We start from the raw sequence: 25,690 nt of genomic DNA, 5'->3' as shown, positions 1-25,690 counted from the left end.
TTGCTCTGTTTAACTTTTCGTTACATATTTAGGAATTTTCCTGCCCACTTACTTATAATAAAATCACCAAACAAAAGCACCTAAATTCCGAATATTTTGGTAATCATGGTAAGGTGCGCGGACGCAAATTTTATTATCATACATTACAAGCAATTGAGCGTGGAAATCGCGGTATTGAAACTCAACAAGCAGGTAATCAGTATACATTTACAACTGACCTGTATTTTATGAATTTATCTGCTGCCGAACTCGGTACTTTATTAATAGTACTAGGTCAAGATAGACCAAAACATCCGATTGCTTTAAAAGTAGGTAGTGGTAAACCCATAGGAATGGGAACGATGACAGTAGATGTCACCGCAATTGAACAACCTGCTAATAGGGTGCATCCCAGTTTTTATTTTGCCACTAGAGAATAACTGTCATTGCGAGGAGGAACGACGAAGCAATCACAAAATCTTCAACTAAGAACGAGTCCATGCGATTGCTTCGCTCCGCTCGCAATGACGTTCAAAAAAGTGGGATGCTCCCCTGCTAATATTTGTGATCGCTATTTATCTTTGCAGCCGGAAAGTAACCAATTAACTGGCGCAAAGTTAGAAAAATTTAAACAAAATGCCATCAAGCAAGCCCACGAAACAAAATTAGTACAGCCAGAACAATTACAACAATTAACTGAGATATTGAAATATCCTACCAATCGCCAAGCACCAGAGGGTATGTACTAATGGAAATTCCCAACAACTTACAGGATGAACACTGGAAAGTAGCTCATAAAATTGCTCAATCGTTAGTACTAAATAAGACAGATGTAAACGAATTAGAAAAGGCGATCGCTTATTTACGTGCTAATAGCGAACAGCCAAAAGCTGGCGCAAAATTCTTTAATTATCTCAGTATTTTAGTTAAGAATGGCGAATATATCAGTCATAGTAATAAAACTGTGGAATACTACGAAAGTATTGCCGAAGCTTGCCAACAACTACAACCGTATAAACATGATGCCTTATTAATGATTCAAATCTTAGGATGGGCGAAACGTTTAATGCGGTATTATCGGAAAGTAGGCGTTCCTGATGTACAAGGCGATCGTTTAACTGATGTAAAATCTGTCCAAGCTTTAGCAAGACCAAAAAATATAGAACGCCCTCAACCTCATAGAAAATGAAACAGCAAGCCAGAAAATAAGAAAAATTCAAGGTAGGGGTGTTACGCCGTAGGCTAACGCACCTTGAATTGTTGATGATGTGTTGGTGCGTTGCGCGACAACACACCCTACATTTATTATTAATTTCAAATAACTTTATCGCCATAAGCAACATAAGCAGAATCAGTCACAATTCCCATCAAAGTAACAGGTGCATTTGCTGAAGCATAATATTCCACCTGCGATGCTAAATCATCAATTGCTTTGATACGTTGTTTACCAGGATTAACATAAACTACCAAAACTGTAGCTGGTGGTAAAATTTTCAAAACTAAATCGATTTGCTCCTTAACTTTTTCTTCCTTATTATTCGCTGCTTCTGCTTCCGAGATTCCCGTAAAATCCTGTCCAGATAATAGATCAGAATTTACCAAATCCAGAACCAAAACACCTCCCAATTAGTTTTTAGGTTTGGACTTTTCATTCCAAAACCTGACTTTTTGGAAACCTCGTTGCTTGAGTAGCTTAAACTCTTTGGTTTCCGAACCGTTAGACGGTAAATAATATTCAACAATAGTTAAGCCAATTACTCTCTCTCGCTGTAAAGTTCGCTTGACATTTTCGACTTCTGCTTTGACTAAATTAGCCAGATTATTATTAACCTCTTGGCGAATCATATCACTAGCTACCTTCTTAGCATCATCCAAATTTTTGCCAAAAATAAAGGCTAACACTGCTCCTAAAAAAGCAAAAACAACCAGAGTGAATTGCATTGCTCCAACAAACTTATTAAAGCTCTCGCCAAGACGGGTATTAGCATCTTTCAGAAACTCTAATTGGCTCTTGAGTAGTTCAACATCAAGACTTCTCGCAGGCGTGGGTATTGGTAAAGGATTTGGAGAAGGAGTAGGAGTTTGGGCGAATAAAAAATCACCAAATTGAGACGGATCAAATAAGGGTAGCCAATCCATAAATTTTCATCATAAGTTTTAGTGCTTGTCCACAATGATACTAGTACTAATGCATATAATGAAAACATGGTTCTGATGCTGTCAAAACCAATGCTGTCAAAACCAATGTAGGTGAAGATTTATTTACTCCTTTACCCCGCAAGGGGATGGAAACATGATTTGTCCACCAGTAAAGCAATGTTGATGGTACATACTGTGACTTCCTAACCATTCCCCGCAAGGGAACTATGCAACAAATCGCTAACGTGTAGCTTGCTTCCTCGCAGGGAAGGTTAAGTAACTACTCTACGAGTTCTTCTATGAAATACGCCCAACGTCGAACCAGACGCTGTGCGACTAGGCATTTTTTACCTCTGATTTTGAAAATTACCAGTCAAATCTCTATTTAATTGATTTATTGCTAAATAATCCTATTGCAGGCTATATTATTGCTCTACAGATTACTATAAATATTCAAAGCATTTATTTGAATAATCATCACTTAGAAGAATTTGTTTATAGTAATATTTAACTTAAACTTATGCTGTATTACAGCGAATTAATTTGAATAAATAACTCAATATTAGACATTGTGTACTTTAAATAACAAATTAATAATTTTCAATTGTCAGCAAATTAACCAAAATTATTCTAGTTATATTTAACTTTTTTAAAGCTGCTAGCTGCGATACATATCAATAAACACTTTTTTGATAAAAAAACTACTCCTAAGTTTTTTATTTTGACTCTTTTGACAACTACTAAAAAAATCCTTAAGCTAAAAGATAGGTTTAATAAATCAAAGAGAAAACGGCGATTTTCTTTGGTCAACATTAAGAGTCGTTATCTCAGAATGGCAGTATGAAGCAATGAATCGAGACTAAGAACCTTCACTAAAGATTGAACTCAAGCACTCAATTCATCTACCACGAACCTAATATTTAAACAACCGGATATCGCCCCAAATATATGTATTTATATATTCCGGTAATGGTTAGAGAAGTTGTAGTAAAACCTCTTGGGTATCAATCATAGAAATTTGTTTGAGGTAAAGCAGATATGCCTAGGAGAATACTGTGTTTGAGTATCTGACTAATTTGAACGATCATAATTTACCCTATCCCGATACAATCCATCCCATCGTTGTCCACTTCGTAATTGCGATGGTGTTGTTTGCCTTTTGTTGCGATGTAATTGGCTATTTTACCCGCAACTACCGACTATTTGAGGTGAGTTGGTGGAATATGTTCATCGCTACAATTTCCATCTTTGTCGCCATCATTTTTGGACAATTTGAAGCAGGTTTAGCACAACCTTATGAAGTAGCTAAGTCAGTGCTAAATGTACATACGCTCATTGGCTGGTCACTATCAGGAATTATCGCAGCGGTTACAGCTTGGCGCTATGTAATTCGTGCCCGCGACCCACAAAGAATATCAATTTACTATCTCGGTGCCGGGCTAATTTTAACAGCAATAGTTGGCTTGCAAGTATACCTGGGAGATGAACTGGTTTGGGTATATGGACTGCACACAGTACCAGTTGTTGAAGCACTCAGGGACGGTATCTTGCCATGAACTCAGAACTAATTAATCAATTAAGCGGGCAACTAGGTCCAAACGGCTTACCTTACAGCATTCCTGTTCATCCCAACTTAGTCCATCTCACCCTAGGTTTATTCATCATTGGGATTACCTTTGATTTCGTTGGGGCGCTTTTTCCCTTCCAAAAATGGGTCTTCAAATTTTTGGCAATTTCTGTTGAACGTACCAACTTCTTTGATGTTGGCTGGTACAACATGGTAGCTGCATCCGCCATTACCTTTTTCACAGTAGCGGCTGGCTTTTACGAAATGTTGCTAGCACAACCACCAACTGACGTGAAAAGTGCTTGGGGATTACAAGCGATAGATACAATGCTTTGGCATGGTGTTGGTGGCGTGTTATTACTAGCAATCATTATCGGTATGACTGTCTGGAGAGGATACCAGCGCTTTATTACTTGCAAAGATGCTGACAAACAAGTGCAATGGCGCTATCTGCTGACAGGCGTGGTAGTCATGTTTATCTTGTACCTCCACGGCACCTTGGGTGCACAACTAGCAGCCGAATTTGGTGTTCACAATACAGCAGATAGTTTGTTGCGATTAGGCCAAGACCTGAACACAGTGCTTAAGTAACTAGTTAATTGTCATTTGTCCTTTGTCATTTGTGACCAACAATAACCAATGACTAATGACCAATGACTAATAACCAATGACTAATGACTATTGACCATGAAACTCCAGAAGACATTAAATATTTTGACACTGATAACAGGCGCGATCGCCGTGACTGTTAGCAGTATCTGGATAGGTAAGCAGGCTTATACCTGGCTTCCTCCCCAAGCGGCGGCTGAATCTCTCCTGATTGATGATTTAATCAGCTTCTTGGTAACATTAGGTGCGTTCATCTTTTTGGGAGTGACTAGCACTCTCATGTATTCTGTAATTTTCCATCGCGCAGTTAAAGGTGATTTTAGCGATGGCCCAGCAATCGAGGGTAATTTAACTCTAGAAGTTGTCTGGACAGCCATCCCCATCCTGCTAGTATTTTGGATTGCAGGATACAGCTACCAAATCTATGAAAAGATGGGCATTCAAGGCCCGATGGAACTGGTTCACTTGCATAATCCGATGGGTATGGAATCGGCTTATGCAGCACCAAAAGACGCGCCAGTTAACGCTTTAGCTGAACCTGTAGAAAACATCGATGTGGTTGCCAAACAATGGGCATGGGTCTTCCACTACCCAGAAAGAGATGTTACCAGTAGCGAACTACATCTGCCAAGCGATCGCCGCGTGCGTTTGAATTTGAAATCAGAAGATGTCCTTCACGGCTTCTACGTTCCCGCATTTCGTCTGAAGCAAGACATCATTCCCAACCACAATATTGACTTTGAGTTCACACCCATTCGTCCTGGCAAATATCAACTGACTGATTCTCAATATAGCGGCACATACTTTGCAACCATGCACGCAGATGTGGTGGTCGAATCTCCCGAAGATTATCACAAATGGCTAGCCCAAGCTGCAACCCACAAACTCGCGCCAGCAGAAAATCAAGCAGCTTATGAGTATGCCCAAGCCTCTAGTCAGTCAGTTAAAACTGGTTGGACTACAGTCGCACCTGGGTCAGCGCCACTAGTCAACTATCCTGGTTGAAAGGAAACTAACCGATGACAAATATTCCTATTGAAGGCATCAGTCTCCCTAGTGGACAACCTCACCACGAATCTCCCGGTGACTGGAAGCGATACTTTAGCTTTAGCACTGACCACAAAGTTATTGGTATCCAGTACCTCGTTACCTCATTTATCTTCTTTCTCGTTGGCGGTATCTTTGCAATGGTAATTCGGGGTGAACTCATTACCCCCGAATCAGACCTCATCGACCGCACCGTGTACAACGGTATGTTCACCATGCACGGCACAGTGATGCTGTTTCTGTGGACATTCCCCTCCCTCGTTGGTTTTGCTAACTATTTAGTGCCCTTGATGATTGGGGCACGAGACATGGCCTTTCCCCGCCTCAACGCCGTTGCCTTCTGGATGGTGCCAGTAGTCGGGATTCTCTTAATGGGCAGCTTTTTAGCCCCAGGTGGCCCAGCTCAAGCAGGTTGGTGGTCTTACCCACCAGTCAGTTTGCAAAACCCCACAGGTCATTTGATTAACGGTCAAGTTATCTGGTTGTTGGCAGTGGCGATATCTGGTGTCTCCTCGATTATGGGGGCAGTTAACTTTGTCACCACAATCGTTAAGATGCGGGCACCAGGTATGACCTTCTTCCGTATGCCCCTGTTCGTTTGGGCAGTATTTAGCGCCCAAATTATCCAACTATTCGGTCTACCTGCCTTAACTGCTGGTGCAGTCATGCTGCTACTAGACCTTACTGCTGGTACTGCCTTTTTTGACCCCAGCAAAGGCGGGAATCCAATTATGTTCCAGCATTACTTCTGGTTTTATTCTCACCCTGCTGTTTATGTGATTATTCTGCCTATCTTTGGCATATTCTCAGAAATCTTCCCTGTTTATAGCCGTAAACCTTTATTTGGTTACAAAGTAGTTGCTATTTCATCAATCTTGATTGCAGCAGTCAGTGCCATTGTATGGGTACACCATTTGTACGTTAGTGGTACACCAGCTTGGATGCGGATGCTGTTTATGCTGACAACGATGTTGGTATCTGTACCCACTGGCATCAAGGTGTTTGCTTGGGTGGCAACAATTTGGGGTGGTAAGTTGCGGCTAACTACACCTATGCTGTTTGCCTTGGGTGGATTGATTTTATTCGTCTTCGCAGGTATCGTCGGGATCATGCTTTCCTCCGTACCTGTTGATGTTCATGTAAACAACACCTATTTTGTGGTGGGTCACTTCCACTATGTACTCTTCGGTACGGTGACAATGGGCTTGTATGCAGCCTTCTACCACTGGTTCCCCAAAATGACTGGTCGGATGTACTACGAAGGCTGGGGTAAATTGCACTTCTGGTTGACATTCATCGGTGTCAACCTCAACTTTTTGCCCATGCACCCATTAGGATTGCAAGGGATGCTACGTCGTGTCTCTTCCTACGCCCCAGAGTATGAATTCTGGAATATTATTGCTAGCCTTGGTTCTTTTCTCTTGGGAATGTCTACCTTGCCCTTCATTTTCAATATGGTAGTTTCCTGGATGCATGGTGAGAAGGCACCTGATAATCCTTGGCGAGCGATTGGGTTGGAATGGTTGGTTTCTTCACCACCCCCAGTAGAGAACTTTGAAGAAATTCCCATCGTGATTAGCGAACCCTACGGTTATGGTAAGTCTGAACCATTAATTGCTAATGCTCATAGCCATAGTCATGCGGCTACTTACTTAAATTTGACAGGCGTAGATTAAGTTTACGCATCCTCTCCTTCCTAGTCTGAGGCTGGAAGGAGGGAAAATCTCAAATCCACAATTAGATGACGCCTCAATATCGGTTTCACAGTCTGCAAGGTCAAGGATAGTTCAACTAATGGATAGTTACATTTCAGATGAGTTGCAATCGCCTTTGCATCACACAGGCGGTGAGCATACCCACGACGAAGAAGGCAATAAGATGTTTGGCTTCATTGTCTTCCTAGTGTCAGAAAGCGTCATTTTCTTGAGTTTTTTCGCTGGATATATTGTTTACAAAATCACAACTCCTAACTGGCTACCAGTTGGCGTTTCTGGCTTAGAAATTAAGGAGCCTGCAATAAACACCGTGATTCTGGTTTCCAGTAGCTTTGTGATTTACCTGGCAGAACGCGCTCTCCAACGCCATGACTTAATGAAATTTCGTCTATTTCTCTTAGCCACAATGGCTATGGGGAGCTACTTCTTGCTAGGACAGGCGATGGAATGGAACAGCCTCGCCTTTGGCTTTACTTCAGGGGTATTTGGTGGGATGTTCTACCTGCTCACAGGCTTTCACGGTTTGCACGTGCTCACTGGTATCTTGTTGCAGCTGATTATTTTTGTTCGCTCTTTTATTCCAGGTAACTATGACTCTGGTCACTTCGGTGTTAATGCCACTTCGTTGTTCTGGCACTTTGTCGATGTCATCTGGATTGTTTTGTTTGTTCTGATCTATGTCTGGCAGTGAATACTCAGTTGGGTATTACGTACATTAACCTCTATAACTTCTAATGTAGGGTGGGTTACTAGAAGTCGTAACCCACTCTACCGTATTTATTAGAACAAGGAGGCAATACTGAACTCTCCAGCATTCTGTAACAACCGAAATTATTACCTTATTAATCCTTTGTTAAATCTTTTACAAGAAGAAAAAAATATTATGTGTTTTTTTCATGAAAAACTCGTATAGTAATTGTTTTTTTATTGTTTAATAAACCTATTATCTATAAAATTACGTAGTAATATACAGCAGCACTACCGCAAAATTACTAGTATGCTTTGAAGCAATTTGTGATTTTGTTTCAGGTAGATTACTTAGAAACAGAAGACTCAAAATTTTTGCTTGATTTTCAGCCACATATGGGGGTGTATCTCACTATAGGAATCATATCTGGCGATCGCAAATAGCAACTATATAGACAAGGTTTCTCTGTGCAGACTTATACCTAGCATAAACCTTCAAGTCACTCTAAGGAAAACCCTTTACGTATCACCGCAGAAGCATCGGAAAAACATCTTCGCAAATGCTTACTGTCTCATTGCTGTGCGTCCATATTTTCCAGCCAGTGATTTTTTGTCTAAGGACAATTTGCTCAAATAGAATGCACCCTATATTGCTTTTTGTCAAATTGCTACCAGAATAACGATTCCTGTTGTCAAAAATTACCGCTTTGGAGAAATTAAGTTATGACAAAACTCGCTGTATTACTGAAAGCTTTGGGCACAGGTATCATAGTAATATTCACTGCCTCATCAGCCAGCGCAGCTACAATCAACTTGACAGGAACAATTCGAGATTTTAACGATACCCATCCAGACTTTGAAAAACAACTTGGTGCTGAGCTAGGAATTGTAAAATCAACGCTCGGTGCAGACAATAAGCCAGTATATGCTGGAGGGGCTGGTACTGCGACAACACACGGTCAAGCAGCTTTTGACCAATGGTATCGAGATGTTGCTGGTGTGAATCAGAGTAAGCAGTATGGTATTACACTGAGCGATGCTGGCAATCTTCCTGGTATCTTCTCTTATAGTAACAACAGCTTCTTCCCGATCGACAATGACCTCTTAGGTAACCAGGGACGTGCGCACAACTTCCACTTTACCTACGAGCTCGCTTCCAAGTTTACTTATCAAGGTGGAGAAACCTTTACGTTTACTGGAGACGACGATCTGTGGGTTTTTCTAGATAAAAAACTTGCCATAGATCTTGGTGGAGTTCACACAGCAGAGACGCAAAGCGTGAATCTTGATACTCTGGGTCTGACTCTGGGGAAAACCTATGATTTCAATCTCTTCTTTGCAGAACGACACACAACTCAGTCCAATTTTGCAATTAGTACTTCCATCGATCTCCAATCATCATCGGTTCCTGAACCCCTAACCCTTTGTGGTACAGCGGTTGCTGGTGCTTTGGGCTGGTGGATGAAGCGGAAGCAACAAGCCTCTCGAACAGCATAGTTTCATAAATTTGACGATTCATAGACTTACTTCAATGCCCTTACACAAAAGTAAGGGCATTCTCTATGGAAATAGTTCTCAATACGGATTTTGCGATCGCGCACCATACTCAAACGGAGGCAAAATTTTTCTGCTTCCCTGTTTCCCACTGTCAAAATTTCTATATTTATTTAAAATTTAAGATAGAAACCTATAGGCAGTTGCCCATAAAAAAGAGATGAAAATGTCTCTTACTTTTATTACCTATGTTCTAAAGAGGTATAAAATTTTTAATCGCAAACTTGATTAAAAAATTCTGGAGATTGATAAATGTTGATATTTGTTAATTCAAAGTAAATCTTTAAAGATTTATCATTTAATATACTTTAAGCCAAAGATTAATATTAAATTTTTTATTTTAAATTTAACTTTTTTTGCTCGTTATCTATAAAAAACACGGATCTTAAGAAAGCTTTTGATATGAAGATTTTAGTTGTAGAGGATGACGAGTTACTTGCGGAGGTACTCACCGAGATTCTCGCTAATCAAAACTATGCAGTCGAAATTGCTACTGATGGTAAAGCTGCTCAGGATTTAATCGAAACTTACGATTATGACTTAATACTTTTAGATGTCATATTGCCTATGCTAGATGGCATCAGTCTTTGTCGTCATATACGCTCCTGTGGTTTGCAAATGCCAGTTCTGTTATTGACAGGGCGCGATAGCAGTCACGACAAGGCAATTGGGCTAGATGCTGGCGCAGATGACTATGTAGTTAAACCTTTTGACGAAGAGGAGTTAGTAGCTCGCGTCCGGGCTTTATTACGTCGAGGGGGAAAAACATCGCAACCTGTACTGGAATGGGGCAATTTACGCCTCGACCCTATAGGCTGTGAAGTTACCTATGCTCAAAACTTGCTGTCATTAACGCCAAAAGAATACGCCCTCTTGGAACTTTTTTTGCGCAACAGTCGCCGGGTATTCAGTTGCGGCATGATTTTGGAACATCTCTGGTCTTATGATGATACTCCTGGTGAAGAAGCCGTTCGCACCCATATCAAAGGTTTACGAATGAAGCTCCGCAATGTGGGAGCGCCCAGCGATTTGATCGAAACAGTCTATGGGATTGGCTATCGACTTAAACCCCAGGGAGCAGAAGAGCAGGGAAACAAAGCAGAATTAGACCGCCCAAAATCCGCAAGTGCAAATCACAAATCACAGCAACAAACACTTGCAGCAGTTGCTGGAATTTGGCAGCGATTTCAAGGACGAGTTAACGAGCAGGTAGGGGTGCTGGAGCAAGCCGTAACTGTAAACCAGAAGACTTTAAATCCAGAATTGCGTTTGCAAGCCGCCCAAGAAGCGCATACCTTGGCAGGATCGCTGGGGACTTTTGGCTTGCCTCTTGGCTCGAAACTGGCACGTAAAATAGAGATGCTGCTGAAATCTGAGAAAACCTTGACGCAATCAGATACAAGCAAATTACAAAATTGGGTCAAGCTATTACGTCAGGAAATTGAAACTAAGAGCCAACAGGATGAACCAGAATCTCCGCCAGCAATTGCTGATGAAATTCCCTTGGTGTTGGTAATTGATGGCGATGCTTATGGGCAAGATACTCCGCATCAACGCACCTTAGCTGAAAATCTCCAAAAAGATTCTGCTAACTGGAATGTAAAAGTTACAATTGCCACCAGTATTGAAGCTGCTAGACATACAATCTACCGAGAGCATCCCAGTGTGGTGCTGCTCGATCTGAGCGTTTCTCTTAACCAAGAGGAAAGCTTGAGTTTACTCGCAGAACTTTCCCAACATCAGCCACGTATACCAGTGCTAGTTTTGACTGAGCAGACTGATTTTACTAATCGTTTGCAACTAGCTCGCAACGGCGGACACACTTTTTTGCAGAAGCCTATGCCTGCGGCACAGGTGCGAGAGGCAATTAACCAAGTACTGCAACAAGCTCCCCATGCTGAAGCCAAGATATTAGCTGTAGACGACGATCCACAAATTCTGGCATTGTTACAAACTTTACTTAGTCCTTGGGGACTAAAAGTGATTGGGCTTGACGATCCCAAACAGTTTTGGTCAACCTTGGAAACAGTTGCCCCAGATCTGCTGATTCTGGATGTGGAAATGCCTTATACCAATGGGATTGAACTGTGCAAAGTAGTACGGAACGATCCCCGTTGGAGTGAGTTGCCGATTTTGTTTCTCACGGTTCATAGTGATGCCGAAATTGTCAACCAAGTATTTAGTGTTGGTGCTGATGATTTTGTCAGTAAGCCCATCGTCGGGCCAGAACTTGTGACGCGGATTATTAATCGCTTAGAGCGAATTAAACTGTTGCGGCGCGTGACTAATAGTCATAGCAATAAAGTTGACGAACCAGAAAATCGCTGGCGAGCCATTTTTGATGCCGAGCCAGAATGTGTCAAATTGGTTGCAGCTGATGGTACTTTGTTAGAAATCAACCCAGCAGGTCTTTTAATGCTGGAAGCAAATAGCAGTGCTGAGTTGATTGGCAAGTCTGTTTATTCTCTGATTGCCTCAGAATATCGAGAAGCATTTCGCCAATTTAACGCAAGTATCTGTCAAGGTAATAAGGGTACTCTACAGTTCGAGATGCTTAGCTGTCAGGGTAATCGGCGTTGGATGGAGACTCATGCTGTACCTCTGCGTTACGAAGCAGATGGTGCAATTGTGCAGTTAGCTATTACGCGAGACATTACGCAAAATAAACGAGCAGAAACCGAAATTCGGCGGATAAATCGGACGCTTCAGGCTTTGAATAATTGCTCTCAAGTACTCGTGCGTGCCAAAGATGAGTTGGATTTGCTACAAAAAATTTGCCAAATGATTGTTGAAGTTGGTGGCTATCGTTTGGCGTGGGTTGGTTTTGCCGAACATGATAGTCAAAAAACTATTCGCCCGATCGCGCAAGCAGGTTACGAAGACGGATATTTGCAATCTCTCGACCTGACTTGGGCAGACACAATTCACGGCAAAGCCCCATCGGGAACAGCAATTCGTACAGGTCAAACTTGTATTATCCAAAATATATTAACCGATCCCAATTACGAGGTTTGGCAATGTCAAGCAACTAAGCAGGGTTATGCAGCATTAATTGCCTTACCTTTAATCGCTGAGGATCGAGTATTTGGGGCGTTGAATATTTACGCCACCGAACCAGAGTCCTTCGATACCGATGAAGTGGAACTACTGCAAGCATTAGCAGCAGACTTAGCATATGGGATTATGGCATTGCGCAATCAACGCGATCGCCAACTCGCCCAAACAGCACTACAACAAAGTCAGCAAAGCTATCAGCAGTTAGTAGAACTTTGCCCAGAAGCAATTTTTATCGAACGCGATGGGAATTTTATCTTTGTAAATAGTGCCGCAGTCAAGCTTTTTGGGGCAACCCAGCCAGAAGAATTACTTGGTAAAAAGATACTTGACTTTGTACACCCCAACTCACAGCAGGCTTTGAGCGAAAACTTTAGACTCCTGAGAGAACTCAAACAGGCAATTCCCCTCAATGAAGCACAATTTCTGCGGTTGGATGGGACAGCGATCGCGCTGGAAATAGCGGCGGCGGCTTTTACTTACCAAAGTCAACCAGCATCACAATTTATCGCTCGTGATATTACACAGCGCCAACAGACTGAGGCATTTCTCCATCGAGCTAATAGCGAATTGGAATTGCGAGTTGCAGAGCGGACTGCTGAGTTAATTAGCCTCAATCGCAAATTACAGACAGAACTCGATGAGCGCCAGAGAATAGAGGAACAACTGCGCATCTCGCAAGCAAAGTTTGTCCGCATTCTAGATATTGCTGATGATGCCATTATTTCCATCGATGCTGCCCAAAAAATTATCTTATTTAACCAAGGTGCAGAGAAGATTTTTGGCTATTCTGCCCAAGAAGCGATCGGGCAGACGCTAGATTTACTATTACCATCACGCTTTGCTCAGGCCCATCGTCACCATGTCGTTGATTTTGGTAAATCTTCCAGTCTGGCCCGTCGGATGGGCGAACGGCGGGAAATATTTGGTCGTCGTCAAGATGGCACAGAGTTTCCGGCGGAGGCCTCTATATCTAAAGTAGATACAGGAGAAGAATTTTATTATACTGTGATATTACGTGATGTTACAGAACGCAAGCAAATTGAACGGATGAAAGATGAGTTTGTCTCTGTTGTGAGTCACGAACTCCGCACACCCCTGACTTCGATTCACGGTTCACTAGGAATGCTAGTCAGTGGTTTGCTCTCACCCGCATCAGACCAGGGAAAACGTTTACTGCAAATTGCTACAGATAGCACCGATCGCCTAGTCCGTTTGATTAACGACATTTTGGATATAGAGCGGATCGAGTCGGGTAGGGTGAAAATGGAACGAGAAACCTGCGATGTTGCTGACTTGATCGAATCAGCGGTGAATATCATGCAGCCACTAGCAGAGAAAGCAGGGGTAAAACTATCCATTTCCAGCTTATCCGTCCAGTTATGGGTAGATGCAGATCGGATTGTCCAAACCCTAACTAATCTACTGAGTAACGCCATTAAATTTTCGAGTGCGGGGCAAACGGTTTGGTTGGTAGCAGCCCAACAGAGCAACGAAGTTGTATTTACAGTCAAAGATACCGGACGCGGTATTCCAGCTACCAAACTTGACAGTATTTTTGAGCGCTTTCAACAAGTTGATTCTTCAGATTCACGCAACCATGATGGCACTGGTTTGGGCTTGGCAATTTGTAAGAGCATTGTGCAACAGCATGGGGGACGCATTTGGGTTGAGAGTACCTTAGATACAGGCAGTAGTTTTTACTTCACTCTGCCAATTCTGCTATCTCCGCATGTGGACTTAGCTACAACTCAAGACTCTGGATTCAAGTCTCATTACTCTCCCCTAGTGCTAATCTGCGACGACGATCCGGCAATTAGTAGCGAGTTACAAAATTTACTGAAAAAAGGTGGTTATCGAGTAGTAACTGTGACTACTGGTGAAGAAGCGATCGCCTTAGCTGCAACCCAACATCCAGATGTAATTGTATTGGATTTGTTAATGCCTGGTATGAATGGTTGGGAAACAATGGCAGTATTAAAAGAGCGGGCAGATACAAAGGATATTCCGATTGTGATTTGTAGTGTCTACAAACCAAGTTTCAATTCTCAACCCAGTGTAGACTTTGCTGATTGGGTAAGTAAACCAGTCGAAGAAAGTTACCTGTTGCAGTCACTTAGACAAGTGGTGGTTAAATCTTCCAAGCGAGTTCGGATTCTGATTGTCGAAGACGACAATGATGTAGCAGAACTACTGATCGCGCTGTTTGAAAGACACGACATTGAAACCTTCCTTGCCGAAACTGGACGGGAAGCAATCCGCCTCAGCCAAGAAGTCAATCCCGATTTACTGATTCTTGACCTGATTCTGCCAGAAAGTGATGGGTTTGCAGTGGTAGATTGGTTAAAGCAGCACAATCAACTGTGTAGCACTCCTGTGGTGGTTTACTCAGCTACAGATTTGGACGAATCTGAACGCGAGCGGCTGAATTTAGGACATACAGAATTTTTAACCAAAGGACGTGTAACAACCCAAGAATTTGAACAACGCGTAATGGAGCTACTTCAGCGGATTACACAGAATCAACAAGAAGGCGGCAGTAATGACAACGAAGCGAATTCTAGTGGTTGATAACGAAGAGTACATTCAAGAAGTTGCCAAAATTTGCTTGGAAACCGTTGCTGCTTGGGAAGTGATGACGGTGAGTTCTGGTAAAGAAGGCATCATCAAAGCCGAGGCTTGGCAACCAGATGCTATCCTCCTAGATGTCATGATGCCAGATATGGATGGGATCGCTACCTTTGAGAAATTACAAGCAAATGCAGCAACTAAAGACATTCCCGTGATTTTGTTAACTGCTAAGATTCAAGCTGCGGATCGTCGTCGTTATGCGCAGATGGGAATGGCAAGTGCGATCGCTAAACCTTTCAATCCGCTAGAATTAGCCACTCAAATAGCTACAGCCTTAGATTGGGCTGTGGAAAATTAGCAGATTCCTACTCTTGTTTAATCAACCGTTTTTGTAAAGCCACCACCACAGCTTGAGTGCGATCGCTCACTTCCAATTTCTGTAAAATCGCATGAATATGAACTCGCACTGTTCCAGGTGCAATATATAGTGTATGAGCAATTTCTTGATTGGTTTTTCCAGCCGCTAACAGCGACAGAATTTCCTGTTCGCGCCCAGTCAGCGGATTGGCAGGCTTTGTCATGTTTTCTGAGTCGAGTTGAGATTGTTCACAGGAAAAAGAAGAACGAATTTCTTTTGTTGCAGTTGCATCCCACCAGGAAGCACCCGCCGCCACAGAACGCAGTGCCAAAACTAATTTTTCCGCCGCAATTCCTTTGAGACAGTAGCCTTGCGCGCCTGCTTCAATTAACCGCGTTATTAGAGGCTTTTGCGAATGAGAAGTCAAAACTAAGATAGGTAGCAGGGGATTTTGCTGCTTAATTAGTCTACAAGCTTCAATTCCGCCAATTCCTGGCAAACCTACATCCAACAGCACTACATCTAGAAGACTTTGCTTAACAAACTCAATAGCTGTTTCACCATCTTCAGCCTCAGCGACAATCTCTAAACCTGGTTCTTGTTGCAATCGCACGCGCAAACCCAATCGGAAGAGTTCATCGTCCTCAACAAGCAGAATTTTGATTGGGGTAGAGGACATTTCACACAGTTAGAGCAGATTGAAATGGGTAAACAGGCAATTTAAAAGCAAACATAGCACCAGTTGGTACTCTGTTCTCTGCCCAAATTATACCTCCGTGCGCTTCAATAATTTGGCGAGATAGGTAAAGCCCCAATCCCGAACCCTTGGCTTGACGTTCGCTATGTCCTTGGTAAAATCGTTCAAATAAATAAGGAAACTGTTCTGAACCAATTCCTGCACCTGTATCCAAAATCTTCACCACTTGGTAAGAGGCTTGGGGTTCCAAGACTACTTCTACCCGCGCACCCCGTCGGGAATGATTAATCGCATTTACTAACAGATTGTTAAAAACTCGTTGCAGTTGTAGTGCATCACCCTGAACCCACAATGCACTTCGCCAATCAGAATCAGCATAACTAATCGACAGATGAACACGACGATTGGCAGCTAGTTCAATCAAACTACCAGTCACATCTTCTGCTAAGTTGGTTAAATCTACAGGTGCTAAGTCCAGCTTTAACCCCTCAGTATCGTTGCGATAGATATCTAACAAAGTTTCTAAAAGTTGTAGGGAAGTCTTGTGGCTGCGTGCCATTGTATCCAAGACTTGTTGCTGGGTTGGTAAAACTGGGCCAAATTTTTCTTGTTGAAATGCTTTGATAGTTTCAATTGCGCCTAGCAGTGGCGTCTTTAAATCATGGGTGAGTGTAGAGGCAAAATCTTCTCTGACTTTGACTAATTCCTCTTGAGATTCTAGCTTGGCACGGGTAAGAGCGATCGCTTCTTGGGAACGACGCAGGCGATCGCTTAACACACCAGTGACAATCAAAGCCATAACTGCGATCGCGCGATCTGCAACTGTGGATGCCTCGATCGCTTCACCCCCTGGCAACAAAAGATTCAAAATTGTTAAGCATACAGCTACAGTTGTTGCGCCAAAGGTTGCAGTTCTCCCAAACCATGAGTTTGTCAATAATATTGGGCCTGTATATAGATATCCAAACACGTATTCAGTGGGTGTGGAAAACTCCATAAACATGACAGCAACAAACAGTGCCAATATCACTGTCAATCTGCTCAATTGTAAGTTCTTAGTTAGTAATTTAGCTGAGAAGTTACTCATTTAGGATGTGTTTTTTTGTCATGTAGGCTGTTAACTATATAACCAATTATTAAATGTTTACTTTAATCTTAGTAAAATTTACTTGATTCGCAACAGCCAAGATAGCGTTTAGATAAAAAATATACATTTAGTTTAGAGACTGATTCTACGCAGTATGCTTTGAATTTAGACACTAATTTGTCAAACTATGTTTGCTTCCAAGGCTTTCATCGTTAGTTAGTCTTTAAAAACTCAAAATTAATCGGAATACATAAATATAAAAAAATGAAACCAAGCCAGCGTTTAGCAAATATATAAACGGAATAAACGCTAGATATAGAAATAATAAACCGAATTTTATATCTTCTATATCTTGTTTTTATTAGCAAATACATCGACGATCTAATTAAATTTAGAAAAACTCAGCTTTCCTCTGTCTTGAAAAGTTTCCTACGCCGGGAAACCCGGCTTTGAGGAACTTTTCGCTGCGCTTACTCAACGTCACTCTGCGTTAAAAAAAATAGTATAACCCATGCTACAAGGATGGATTCAAATTATATTAACGCTACTAATTGTGGTAGCAATAACTCCCTTTTTTGGGCGATACATGGCGCGTGTTTATCAAGAACAACGCACTTTTCTCGACCCAATTTTGAACCCAGTTGAGCGAATACTTTATTCCCTGGTTGGTGTTCAAACTAAAGAAAACATGACAGGCTGGCAGTATGCAAGAGCTATTCTGTACAGCAATGTAGTCATGGGGTTGCTGATATTTTTGATCATTATGAATCAAGGATGGTTGCCTCTCAACCCTACCAAGATCGCTGCGCCAACTTGGGATACAGTGTTGCACACAACCATTTCTTTCATCACCAACACCAACCAACAGCACTACTCTGGTGAAACCTACCTCAGCTATGCCAGTCAAATCTGGGGACTTGGTTATCATATGTTCACCTCGGCGGCGACTGGTTTAGCGGTGGGGATTGCCTTTATTCGCGGATTGATTGGTAGATCTTTGGGCAACTTCTACGTAGATTTGATTCGCTCAATTACGCGGATTTTACTACCTATTTGTATTGTGGGTGGTATTGCGCTGATGGCAGCAGGTGTTCCCGAAACTCTAGCAGGGCCAGTTGTATTTCCCACCTTAGAAGATTCTAGTATTAGCCAGGCGATCGCTCGTGGCCCCGTTGCCCATTTTGAAATCATCAAGCAGCTAGGAGAAAACGGCGGTGGCTTTTTCGCCATCAATTCAGCACATCCCTTTGAAAATCCCAACGGATTTTCTAACTTAATTCAGATTGTGGCGATGCTGTCAATTCCCACATCTCTGATTTATACCTATGGTTTGTTTGCTAACAACACCAAACAAGCTTGGTTAGTCTATGGCATGGTGGGTGTGATTTATCTTGCATTTATTATCATCACTGCCATTGGCGAATATAACGGCAATCCGGCGGTGAACTCACTAGTGGGAAGTACCCAACCGAACCTAGAGGGGAAAGAAGTCCGGTTTGGTTGGGCGCAGTCTGCATTGTTTGCTGTTAGTACAACCGGAACTATGTGCGGTGCTGTCAATAGTTTGCATGACTCCTTCATGCCTAATGGTGGTTTTGTTACCCTGTCAAATATGTTTCTGCAAATTATTTGGGGTGGACAGGGTACGGGAACAGCATACTTATTTGCCTACTTGATTTTGGCAGTATTTGCCACAGGTTTAATGGTAGGGCGCACACCTGAATTTCTCGGACGCAAGATAGAAAAGCGTGAGGTAGTACTTGCCAGTTTTCTGATTCTCTTAGTTCACCCCATTTCAATTATGATTCCGGCGGGAATTGCCTTAGCGTTTCCCGACCAACTAGCAGGAATTAGCAATCCCGGCTTTCACGGCTTTGCTCAAGTTATCTACGAATACGCCTCGGCTGCGGCTAATAACGGTTCGGGATTTGAAGGCTTAGGCGATTCTCAACCTTCACCTTTGGCGATTGCAACTGGCGCAAAAACGACCGCCACTGCCTTGTGGTGGAATCTCAGTACTTGCTTTAGTCTCCTAGCAGGACGTTACATGCCCATTATTGGCTTGCTGTTACTAGCAGATAATCTGTCTCGCAAACAACAAGTTCCTCTGACCGTCGGCACATTGCGAACCGACACTGGACTATTTACAGGCGTAACCGCAGGCGTAATTTTAATACTCGGCGCACTGACATTCTTCCCAGTCCTAGCATTCGGCCCCATCGGTGAAGCTTTTTGGATTGCGAAAGGGATTGGATAAGTCATTTGGCATTTGTCATTTGTCATTGGTCATTTGTCCATCTCGAAATTTTAGTTTCAAAAGTGCAACTGTCAGCCTCAAAGGTGCAATTTCCGGCATCAAAGGCGCAATCGTCAGCCTCAAAGCCTCAAACTCCAACCTCAAAGGTGCAACCGTCAGCCTCAAAGCCTCAAACTCCAACCTCAAAGGCTCAAACTACATCTACAACGCAGTTTGTTCCACTAATCTTCTTCCTTGTCTTCCTTCCCGTGTCTTTCCTTATCTCCTCAGTCTCCATAATCTATGACCACCAATATAGACTCCTCCCCTTCACCCCGCCCGCCTCGTGTTCCTCAGGGAACTCGTGACTCGCGCAGGCACACGCCTAAAGCAGATATGCGGGGACTTTATCAAAGAGCAATTAAAGAGTCATTTTTCAAACTCGATCCGCGAATTACTGTGAAGAACCCAGTAATGTTTGTTGTCTGGGTAGGAACAATTGTCACGTTTTTGGTCACTCTTGACCCCAATTTATTTGGCACATTACAGGCAAATGCCAATCAGCAACGCTTGTTAAACGGGATTATTACTTTCATTCTCTTTTTTACACTCGTCTTTGCCAATTTTGCAGAAGCAGTCGCCGAAGGACGAGGTAAGGCACAAGCAGATTCCTTGAGGTCAACACGTTCTGATACTATTGCCCGTAAAGTCCTCCCTGATGGAACCATACGACAAGTTAATTCTACGGAATTGCGGCGAGATGATTTAGTAAAAGTAATTGCCAATGACATGATTCCTGCCGATGGCGAAGTTCTTCAAGGCATCGGTTCAGTAGATGAGTCGGCAATTACTGGAGAATCTGCCCCTGTACTCAAGCAACCAGGTACAGATATTGCCAGTTCTGTAACCGGAGGTACACGTTTACTTTCAGATGAGTTGACAATTCGCATTACAGCCGATCCTGGTCAAGGCTTTATAGATCGCATGATAGCGCTAGTAGAAGGAGCAGAACGGACGAAAACTCCTAACGAGATTGCCCTAACTGTATTATTAGCCGTACTGACACAAGTCTTCTTAATTGTGGTGGCAACCATGCCTCCCTTTGTCAGCTACATTGCCAACTTTATCAGTACTGTGTTTGGGGCGGAAGCAGGAAACAGTTTGCGTGCAGGTGCTAGCGTCGCTATCTTGATTTCGCTGTTGGTAGCTTTAATACCCACAACTATCGGTGGTTTACTCAGTGCGATCGGGATTGCGGGGATGGATAGAGTTGCCCAGTTTAACGTGATTGCCACCTCTGGCCGAGCAGTAGAAGCCTGTGGTGATATCAATACCTTAGTGCTTGATAAAACAGGTACTATTACCTTGGGAAACCGGATGGCTGATGAGTTTATCCCTGTTAATAGTTACACAGTTGAAGATGTGGCACGAGTTGCTCTAGCTGCCAGTGTCTTTGATGAAACACCAGAAGGCAGGTCGATTATTAAACTAGCAGAAAATTACCAAGTAGAGGTTGATTTCGACTACAAACAAGCAGAAGGTGTGGAATTCTCAGCCAAAACCCGGATGAGTGGTACTAACTTACCCAACGGTAAGCAAGTCCGTAAAGGCGCAGTAGATGCGATTAAGGGCTTTGTCCGTTCTCGTAGTGGTCGAATTCCTGATGATGTAGATGCAGCTTATGAGCGAGTTTCCCGGTTAGGTGGTACACCATTAGCAGTCTGTCAAGATGACCAAATTTTCGGAGTTATTTATCTCAAAGATATTGTCAAACCTGGCTTGCGGGAAAGGTTCGATCAACTGCGGCGCATGGGTGTTAAAACAGTCATGCTTACAGGTGACAACCGAATTACCGCTGGTGTGATTGCTAAAGAAGCTGGAGTTGATGATTTTATTGCTGAAGCCACACCAGAAGACAAGATTAGCGTAATTCGCTCCGAACAATCTCAAGGTAAGCTGGTGGCAATGACTGGAGATGGTACTAATGATGCACCTGCACTGGCTCAAGCCAACGTGGGTGTGGCGATGAACTCTGGAACCCAAGCTGCCAAAGAAGCTGCTAACATGGTGGACTTGGATTCAGACCCCACCAAGCTGATTGACTTGGTAACTATTGGTAAACAGTTGCTCATTACTCGTGGGGCGTTAACAACTTTCTCCATCGCCAACGATATTGCCAAGTATTTCGCTATCATCCCGACAATCTTTGCGGCGGCTGGAATTGGCGCACTGAATATTATGGCGCTAAAAAGTGCCCAATCTGCAATTATTTCAGCGTTAATTTACAACGCTTTGATTATCCCAGCACTCATTCCCCTCGCACTCAAGGGTGTAAAGTTTCGTCCTCTGACGGCGGATCAACTATTAAAACGTAACATTTTCATTTATGGCGTGGGCGGTATTATTGCACCTTTTATCGCCATCAAACTTATTGATGTCATCTTGCCTCTTTCTTAATTTCAAGTACTGGAATTAGTCTCACGCAGAGGCGCAGAGACGCAGAGAGAATAAGGAGTTTTTAGTTTTCTTTGATATAACTACTCAACACTGTTATGAAACATCCAACTTTCACCCAAACACTTGAAGATATCACCGAAATCCAGTCAGAGTGGCGCAAACAAAAGCTGCCTTTATACATATTCCTGGGAATGTGCTTCAACCTTGTGGTTGCGCCTGTTGTTTATGCAGCCACTGGAGAACAGTTTTCTCGCTCTCAAGCTTGGGCGTTGGGATTGTTGGGACTAGTAACGCTGAGTCTTTCGATTTATTTGTTTTTTGTCATGTTCGTACCGGAGAAATTCTAATGAGTTTTGCAAGAGAAGCCAGCAGAGCAATTCGTTCTACTTTTGTACTTTGGGTTATTGGAGCGATTATCTATCCGTTTGCAATGATTGCTTTTGGGCAGATTGTGTTTCCATCTCAAGCCAACGGTAGTTTGATCAAAGATAGTCAAGGTCAAGTTGTGGGTTCTGCTTTAATTGGTCAACCCTTTACAAGCGATCGCTATTTTAACAGTCGCCCCAGTACCACCAGCTACAGCACCGCCGATCCCAAAAAAGATAAAGACGGAGTCTTAAAAACAGGGGTTTCTGGTGCTAGTAACCTAGCTCCCAGTAATTCAGCCTTACTAGAACGTATCAAAGGTAAAGATGATCCAGATCCCACTAAACGGGTTGAAGGTGATTTGAAACGACTCAAAACAGCAGGTGTACAACCTACTGCCGATTTACTCTATACCTCTGGTTCCAGCCTTGACCCCCACATTACCCCCGAAGCCGCTAGAGCGCAAGTTGCCCGTGTCGCCAAGGCGCGAGGACTCCCACCCCAACAGTTAGAAACTTTGATTAATCAAAATACTGATGGTCGCTTTATGGGGATATTTGGTGAACCTGGGGTCAACGTCTTGAAATTAAATCTCGCTCTAGATGCATTAAAGTCTGCAAGTTAGTCAGGCGATTAGTAACTGACAATAAAATTAAACATAATGAGATAGCAAAAGAACAATTCAGTTAGTAGAAAGGCCTTAAGAATTCGTTTGAGCGAAGTAATTTTAATCCGTCGAATGGCATTTGATACATCTAGCCACTGCCGTTCTCTATGACCTGCTTCTGGATAATCTTCGCTCTCTGCCTCTACTGGTAATAAATACATCTTGACACGGTAATTTTTGCCTTGTTTGCGATACTTGTAAGTACCAATTTCACGAGTATTTACCTGACCAATTACTCCGGCTTCTTCCCAAGCTTCTTTGGCGGCTGAATCAGGTGGACTCATGCCATTAGGAATATCTCCTTTGGGCATTACCCAATTTTGGCGATCGCGGCTGGTGATCAGCAATACTTCGACTTTGCCATCTTGAATTCTATAAGGAATTACCCCGGACTGCTTCAATACTTTGTTGACTTTTGGACTCATTTGGCTTCTATCCTATGGTGTCATGCAACCTCGCCCAGTGCTTACGGCTATTCCTCAAGGAATTGAGACGCGTTATTTATTGAGGAATTAGTGCCACTTAGCTCTCAAGGTTAATGCTAGCTGCTTTTCCTGAGTTCAATTGAGATATAAGTACTAACTATTTGCTGTTGTACTTGTCAACTATTTATTTCATTGCCATAGTCGATGAATCAGAATCAGACTGTTTAATGTAAACTAATCTAAATAAAAATGTGATCAATCCATAACTTATACCACAGGGTCTATCAGACTGAGTGCGATATTCTGTAAACTAAATAACTGGCAATGCCTTGCAAGCTTCCCAAATCGGCGGCGGCGTTGATGAAAGCAGCAAATTGATTGAAGAAAATTTATGTCGCTCATAGTTCAGAAATACGGTGGTACCTCTGTTGGTTCAGTCGAACGTATTCAAGCTGTTGCCCAGCGGGTTTATAAGACTGTTAAAGCCGGAAACTCGCTTGTGGTCGTGGTTTCCGCAATGGGCAAAACCACTGATGGACTTGTCAAGCTAGCTAATGCTATCTCTCCAAATCCTAGCCGCCGAGAAATGGACATGCTGCTTTCTACTGGGGAACAGGTAACTATTGCTCTATTAAGTATGGCATTGCAGGAAATTGGACAACCAGCAATTTCAATGACTGGTGCTCAAGTAGGCATTGTTACCGAAGCAGAACACACCCGCGCTCGGATTTTGCACATTGAAACTGAACGCATGGAGCGCCATCTCAATCAAGGTAAAGTTGTTGTAGTAGCAGGATTTCAAGGCATATCTAGCACGGGAGAATTAGAAATTACAACTTTGGGGCGTGGTGGTTCCGATACATCAGCAGTGGCATTGGCTGCGGCATTAAGAGCAAATTTTTGTGAAATTTATACAGATGTGCCAGGGATTCTGACTACAGACCCGCGCTTAGTTCCCCAAGCTCAACTGATGGCAGAAATCACCAGTGACGAAATGTTGGAACTGGCAAGCTTGGGTGCAAAAGTCTTACATCCCCGTGCTGTAGAAATTGCGCGTAACTATGGTGTGCCACTAGTGGTTAGGTCTAGCTGGACTGATGACCCTGGTACTTGGGTGACATCGCCTGAAATCCAAGGGCGATCACTAGTGAATTTGGAAATTGCAAAAGCAGTAGATGGGGTAGAGTTTGATACCGACCAAGCAAGAGTAGCTCTATTGCGTGTACCAGATAAACCAGGGGTAGCAGCCAGGTTATTTGGTGAAATCGCTCGACAAAATGTAGACGTGGATTTAATTATCCAATCGATTCATGAAGGTAATACTAATGACATCGCCTTTACTGTCACCACACCAATATTAAAGCGAGCAGAAGCAGTAGCCGCAGCGATCGCACCCGCACTGAGAAGCCATCACGCCAAGGACGAAGAAGCTGAGGTGATGATCGAGCAAAATATCGCTAAAGTCAGCATTTCGGGAGCAGGAATGATCGGGCGTCCTGGTGTTGCAGCTCAGATGTTTGCTACCTTGGCCGAAGCAGGTGTTAACATCCACATGATTTCTACTAGTGAAGTCAAAGTCAGCTGCGTGGTTGCTGCGGAAGAATGCGATCGCGCCGTCGCTGCACTCCGCAGTACCTTTGAAATTGAAGCAGAGGATAAGGGGACAAGGGGACAAGGAAGAATTGTTGCAGAAACTTCTCCCCCCTCTCCCCCCTCTGCCCTGTCTCCCTTTTCTTCTACTCTCTCCACTCACCACTCTTATCCCCCCGTTCGTGGCGTAGCTTTGGATATGAATCAAGTGCGGCTTGCAATTCGCCAAGTACCAGATCGTCCGGGGATGGCGGCGAAACTATTTGGATTATTGGCACAGCACAACATTAGCGTTGATATGATTATCCAATCCCAACGCTGTCGAGTAGTTGATGGCATACCTCGAAGAGATATTGCCTTTACCGTCTCCCGCATTGATGGGGAAAATGCTCAAAAGATGCTTTCCCAAGCAGCTACAGAATTAGGTTGGGGTGAAGTTGTCCTGGACAGTGCGATCGCTAAGGTCAGTATCGTGGGTTCTGGTATGGTAGGACATCCAGGTGTAGCCGCGAAAATGTTTGAGGCCCTAGCTCAAAACCAAATTAATATTCAAATGATTGCTACCTCAGAAATTAAAATTAGCTGTGTTGTGCCGCAAGAGCAAGGTAGCAAGGCTTTACAAGCAATTCATGCTGCTTTTGGGCTGGCTGGTAGCGAGAAATTTGTCGTCCCAGCCTAGTACTGCTGCCAAAAATTAAAATTGAAGACTCCTACCTCAAGCCTTGCATTTAGTGTTTAGGCTTGCAACTTTTTTGGAATATTCTCTAGACATCAACTAGCACTGTAGCAGCCCTATTTCAATAGACCTAGCTTGAAAAAGAGCTGTGAGGATAGGTTAAGTAGCCCAAATGATTTGCTGTTGACAGAAATCATGGCTGTACAGCA

Annotated in this window: 22 protein-coding genes; 17 read left to right on the top strand and 5 right to left on the bottom strand. The window is 43.0% G+C overall.

Annotation, left to right across the window (positions count from 1 at the left end; translation table 11 throughout):
- The first annotated feature begins 113 nt into the window (after positions 1–113).
- From BV375_RS00825 to BV375_RS00815, 3 genes are all read left to right on the top strand, one after another.
- The gene (locus tag BV375_RS00825; RefSeq protein ID WP_243713795.1) at positions 114–419 is read left to right on the top strand and encodes a hypothetical protein; all 306 of its coding nucleotides are present in this window, start codon (positions 114–116) and stop codon (positions 417–419) included.
- Between the two features lie 84 nt (positions 420–503).
- On the top strand, positions 504–728 hold the full coding sequence (locus tag BV375_RS00820; RefSeq protein ID WP_143841921.1) for a hypothetical protein: 225 nt from the start codon (positions 504–506) through the stop codon (positions 726–728).
- Entirely contained in the window at positions 728–1,168 is a 441-nt protein-coding gene (locus BV375_RS00815) for a hypothetical protein (protein ID WP_086756274.1), read from the top strand. The genes BV375_RS00820 and BV375_RS00815 overlap by 1 nt, the downstream gene beginning before the upstream one ends.
- Before the next feature lie 125 nt (positions 1,169–1,293).
- Here BV375_RS00815 and BV375_RS37890 read toward each other — a convergent pair whose 3' ends face one another.
- Both BV375_RS37890 and BV375_RS37885 read right to left on the bottom strand, forming a co-directional pair.
- The gene (locus tag BV375_RS37890) at positions 1,294–1,581 is read right to left on the bottom strand and encodes a hypothetical protein (RefSeq protein WP_243713794.1); all 288 of its coding nucleotides are present in this window, start codon (positions 1,579–1,581) and stop codon (positions 1,294–1,296) included.
- Between the two features lie 24 nt (positions 1,582–1,605).
- The gene (locus BV375_RS37885; protein WP_243713793.1) at positions 1,606–2,118 is read right to left on the bottom strand and encodes a hypothetical protein; all 513 of its coding nucleotides are present in this window, start codon (positions 2,116–2,118) and stop codon (positions 1,606–1,608) included.
- A gap of 1,055 nt (positions 2,119–3,173) precedes the next feature.
- On the opposite strand from BV375_RS37885, the gene BV375_RS00805 reads away from it, so the two are divergent.
- The 8 genes from BV375_RS00805 to BV375_RS00770 all read left to right on the top strand — a co-directional run bounded on the left by BV375_RS00805 (position 3,174) and on the right by BV375_RS00770 (position 15,280).
- Entirely contained in the window at positions 3,174–3,674 is a 501-nt protein-coding gene (locus BV375_RS00805; RefSeq protein WP_086756272.1) for a DUF2231 domain-containing protein, read from the top strand.
- Positions 3,671–4,276 (top strand): DUF2231 domain-containing protein, encoded by a 606-nt coding sequence (locus tag BV375_RS00800; protein WP_086756270.1) that lies wholly within the window; start codon positions 3,671–3,673, stop codon positions 4,274–4,276. Before BV375_RS00805 ends, BV375_RS00800 begins: the two co-directional genes overlap by 4 nt.
- Positions 4,277–4,372: 96 nt before the next feature.
- Entirely contained in the window at positions 4,373–5,299 is a 927-nt protein-coding gene (locus BV375_RS00795) for a cytochrome c oxidase subunit II (protein WP_086756268.1), read from the top strand.
- Positions 5,300–5,313: 14 nt separating this feature from the next.
- Positions 5,314–7,017: a cytochrome c oxidase subunit I gene (gene ctaD, locus BV375_RS00790; RefSeq protein WP_086756265.1), complete on the top strand. Its 1,704-nt coding sequence runs from the start codon at positions 5,314–5,316 to the stop codon at positions 7,015–7,017.
- Between the two features lie 118 nt (positions 7,018–7,135).
- A complete protein-coding gene (locus BV375_RS00785; RefSeq protein ID WP_086756262.1) occupies positions 7,136–7,747 on the top strand; it encodes a heme-copper oxidase subunit III in 612 nt (203 codons plus the stop codon).
- 719 nt (positions 7,748–8,466) lie between these two features.
- Positions 8,467–9,240 (top strand): PEP-CTERM sorting domain-containing protein, encoded by a 774-nt coding sequence (locus BV375_RS00780; protein WP_086756259.1) that lies wholly within the window; start codon positions 8,467–8,469, stop codon positions 9,238–9,240.
- A gap of 459 nt (positions 9,241–9,699) precedes the next feature.
- Positions 9,700–14,922, top strand: coding sequence for a response regulator (locus tag BV375_RS00775; RefSeq protein ID WP_086756256.1), 5,223 nt, complete (start codon positions 9,700–9,702; stop codon positions 14,920–14,922).
- Positions 14,894–15,280, top strand: coding sequence for a response regulator (locus tag BV375_RS00770; RefSeq protein ID WP_086756254.1), 387 nt, complete (start codon positions 14,894–14,896; stop codon positions 15,278–15,280). The genes BV375_RS00775 and BV375_RS00770 overlap by 29 nt, the downstream gene beginning before the upstream one ends.
- A gap of 7 nt (positions 15,281–15,287) precedes the next feature.
- Here the strand turns inward: BV375_RS00770 and BV375_RS00765 are convergent, their stop codons facing one another.
- Together BV375_RS00765 and BV375_RS00760 are read right to left on the bottom strand one after the other, a co-directional pair.
- Complete coding sequence (locus BV375_RS00765) at positions 15,288–15,959, bottom strand: response regulator transcription factor (RefSeq protein WP_086756252.1); 672 nt, start codon at positions 15,957–15,959, stop codon at positions 15,288–15,290.
- Between the two features lies 1 nt (position 15,960).
- Positions 15,961–17,064, bottom strand: coding sequence for a HAMP domain-containing sensor histidine kinase (locus BV375_RS00760; RefSeq protein ID WP_086756249.1), 1,104 nt, complete (start codon positions 17,062–17,064; stop codon positions 15,961–15,963).
- A gap of 511 nt (positions 17,065–17,575) precedes the next feature.
- On the opposite strand from BV375_RS00760, the gene kdpA reads away from it, so the two are divergent.
- The 5 genes from kdpA (at position 17,576) to kdpC (ending at position 22,748) form a co-directional block, all read left to right on the top strand.
- On the top strand, positions 17,576–19,321 hold the full coding sequence (gene kdpA, locus BV375_RS00755; protein ID WP_086756246.1) for a potassium-transporting ATPase subunit KdpA: 1,746 nt from the start codon (positions 17,576–17,578) through the stop codon (positions 19,319–19,321).
- Positions 19,314–19,607: a hypothetical protein gene (locus BV375_RS35665; protein ID WP_143841919.1), complete on the top strand. Its 294-nt coding sequence runs from the start codon at positions 19,314–19,316 to the stop codon at positions 19,605–19,607. Before kdpA ends, BV375_RS35665 begins: the two co-directional genes overlap by 8 nt.
- A complete protein-coding gene (gene kdpB / locus BV375_RS00750) occupies positions 19,604–21,757 on the top strand; it encodes a potassium-transporting ATPase subunit KdpB (protein WP_086756244.1) in 2,154 nt (717 codons plus the stop codon). Before BV375_RS35665 ends, kdpB begins: the two co-directional genes overlap by 4 nt.
- A 95-nt stretch (positions 21,758–21,852) precedes the next feature.
- Positions 21,853–22,104 (top strand): potassium-transporting ATPase subunit F, encoded by a 252-nt coding sequence (locus BV375_RS00745; protein ID WP_086756242.1) that lies wholly within the window; start codon positions 21,853–21,855, stop codon positions 22,102–22,104.
- On the top strand, positions 22,104–22,748 hold the full coding sequence (kdpC, locus tag BV375_RS00740; protein ID WP_086756239.1) for a K(+)-transporting ATPase subunit C: 645 nt from the start codon (positions 22,104–22,106) through the stop codon (positions 22,746–22,748). The genes BV375_RS00745 and kdpC overlap by 1 nt, the downstream gene beginning before the upstream one ends.
- A gap of 8 nt (positions 22,749–22,756) precedes the next feature.
- Here the strand turns inward: kdpC and BV375_RS00735 are convergent, their stop codons facing one another.
- Positions 22,757–23,215, bottom strand: a complete 459-nt coding sequence (locus BV375_RS00735) for an NUDIX hydrolase (protein ID WP_086756237.1) — start codon at positions 23,213–23,215, stop codon at positions 22,757–22,759.
- 391 nt (positions 23,216–23,606) lie between these two features.
- On the opposite strand from BV375_RS00735, the gene BV375_RS00730 reads away from it, so the two are divergent.
- The gene (locus BV375_RS00730) at positions 23,607–25,484 is read left to right on the top strand and encodes an aspartate kinase (protein WP_086756236.1); all 1,878 of its coding nucleotides are present in this window, start codon (positions 23,607–23,609) and stop codon (positions 25,482–25,484) included.
- The last annotated feature ends 206 nt before the right edge of the window (positions 25,485–25,690 follow it).

Origin of the sequence: Nostoc sp. 106C, assembly GCF_002154725.1 — a bacterium.
GTDB lineage: Bacteria > Cyanobacteriota > Cyanobacteriia > Cyanobacteriales > Nostocaceae > Aulosira.
The sequence above is the reverse complement of the archived record's forward strand: the minus strand, read 5'-3'. Positions and strand labels throughout refer to the sequence as shown.

What these genes read in the sequence shown, in the direction of transcription:
- BV375_RS00785 (WP_086756262.1), top strand. Translation starts at nt 7,136, where the DNA reads ATGGATAGTTACATTTCAGATGAGTTGCAATCGCCTTTGCATCACACA.
- BV375_RS00815 (WP_086756274.1), top strand. Translation starts at nt 728, where the DNA reads ATGGAAATTCCCAACAACTTACAGGATGAACACTGGAAAGTAGCTCAT.
- BV375_RS00820 (WP_143841921.1), top strand. Translation starts at nt 504, where the DNA reads ATGACGTTCAAAAAAGTGGGATGCTCCCCTGCTAATATTTGTGATCGC.
- BV375_RS00800 (WP_086756270.1), top strand. Translation starts at nt 3,671, where the DNA reads ATGAACTCAGAACTAATTAATCAATTAAGCGGGCAACTAGGTCCAAAC.
- BV375_RS00765 (WP_086756252.1), bottom strand. Translation starts at nt 15,959, where the DNA reads ATGTCCTCTACCCCAATCAAAATTCTGCTTGTTGAGGACGATGAACTC.
- kdpB (WP_086756244.1), top strand. Translation starts at nt 19,604, where the DNA reads ATGACCACCAATATAGACTCCTCCCCTTCACCCCGCCCGCCTCGTGTT.
- BV375_RS00780 (WP_086756259.1), top strand. Translation starts at nt 8,467, where the DNA reads ATGACAAAACTCGCTGTATTACTGAAAGCTTTGGGCACAGGTATCATA.
- ctaD (WP_086756265.1), top strand. Translation starts at nt 5,314, where the DNA reads ATGACAAATATTCCTATTGAAGGCATCAGTCTCCCTAGTGGACAACCT.
- BV375_RS00795 (WP_086756268.1), top strand. Translation starts at nt 4,373, where the DNA reads ATGAAACTCCAGAAGACATTAAATATTTTGACACTGATAACAGGCGCG.
- BV375_RS00775 (WP_086756256.1), top strand. Translation starts at nt 9,700, where the DNA reads ATGAAGATTTTAGTTGTAGAGGATGACGAGTTACTTGCGGAGGTACTC.
- kdpC (WP_086756239.1), top strand. Translation starts at nt 22,104, where the DNA reads ATGAGTTTTGCAAGAGAAGCCAGCAGAGCAATTCGTTCTACTTTTGTA.
- BV375_RS00745 (WP_086756242.1), top strand. Translation starts at nt 21,853, where the DNA reads ATGAAACATCCAACTTTCACCCAAACACTTGAAGATATCACCGAAATC.
- kdpA (WP_086756246.1), top strand. Translation starts at nt 17,576, where the DNA reads ATGCTACAAGGATGGATTCAAATTATATTAACGCTACTAATTGTGGTA.
- BV375_RS00730 (WP_086756236.1), top strand. Translation starts at nt 23,607, where the DNA reads ATGTCGCTCATAGTTCAGAAATACGGTGGTACCTCTGTTGGTTCAGTC.
- BV375_RS00760 (WP_086756249.1), bottom strand. Translation starts at nt 17,064, where the DNA reads ATGAGTAACTTCTCAGCTAAATTACTAACTAAGAACTTACAATTGAGC.
- BV375_RS00735 (WP_086756237.1), bottom strand. Translation starts at nt 23,215, where the DNA reads ATGAGTCCAAAAGTCAACAAAGTATTGAAGCAGTCCGGGGTAATTCCT.
- BV375_RS00770 (WP_086756254.1), top strand. Translation starts at nt 14,894, where the DNA reads ATGACAACGAAGCGAATTCTAGTGGTTGATAACGAAGAGTACATTCAA.
- BV375_RS37885 (WP_243713793.1), bottom strand. Translation starts at nt 2,118, where the DNA reads ATGGATTGGCTACCCTTATTTGATCCGTCTCAATTTGGTGATTTTTTA.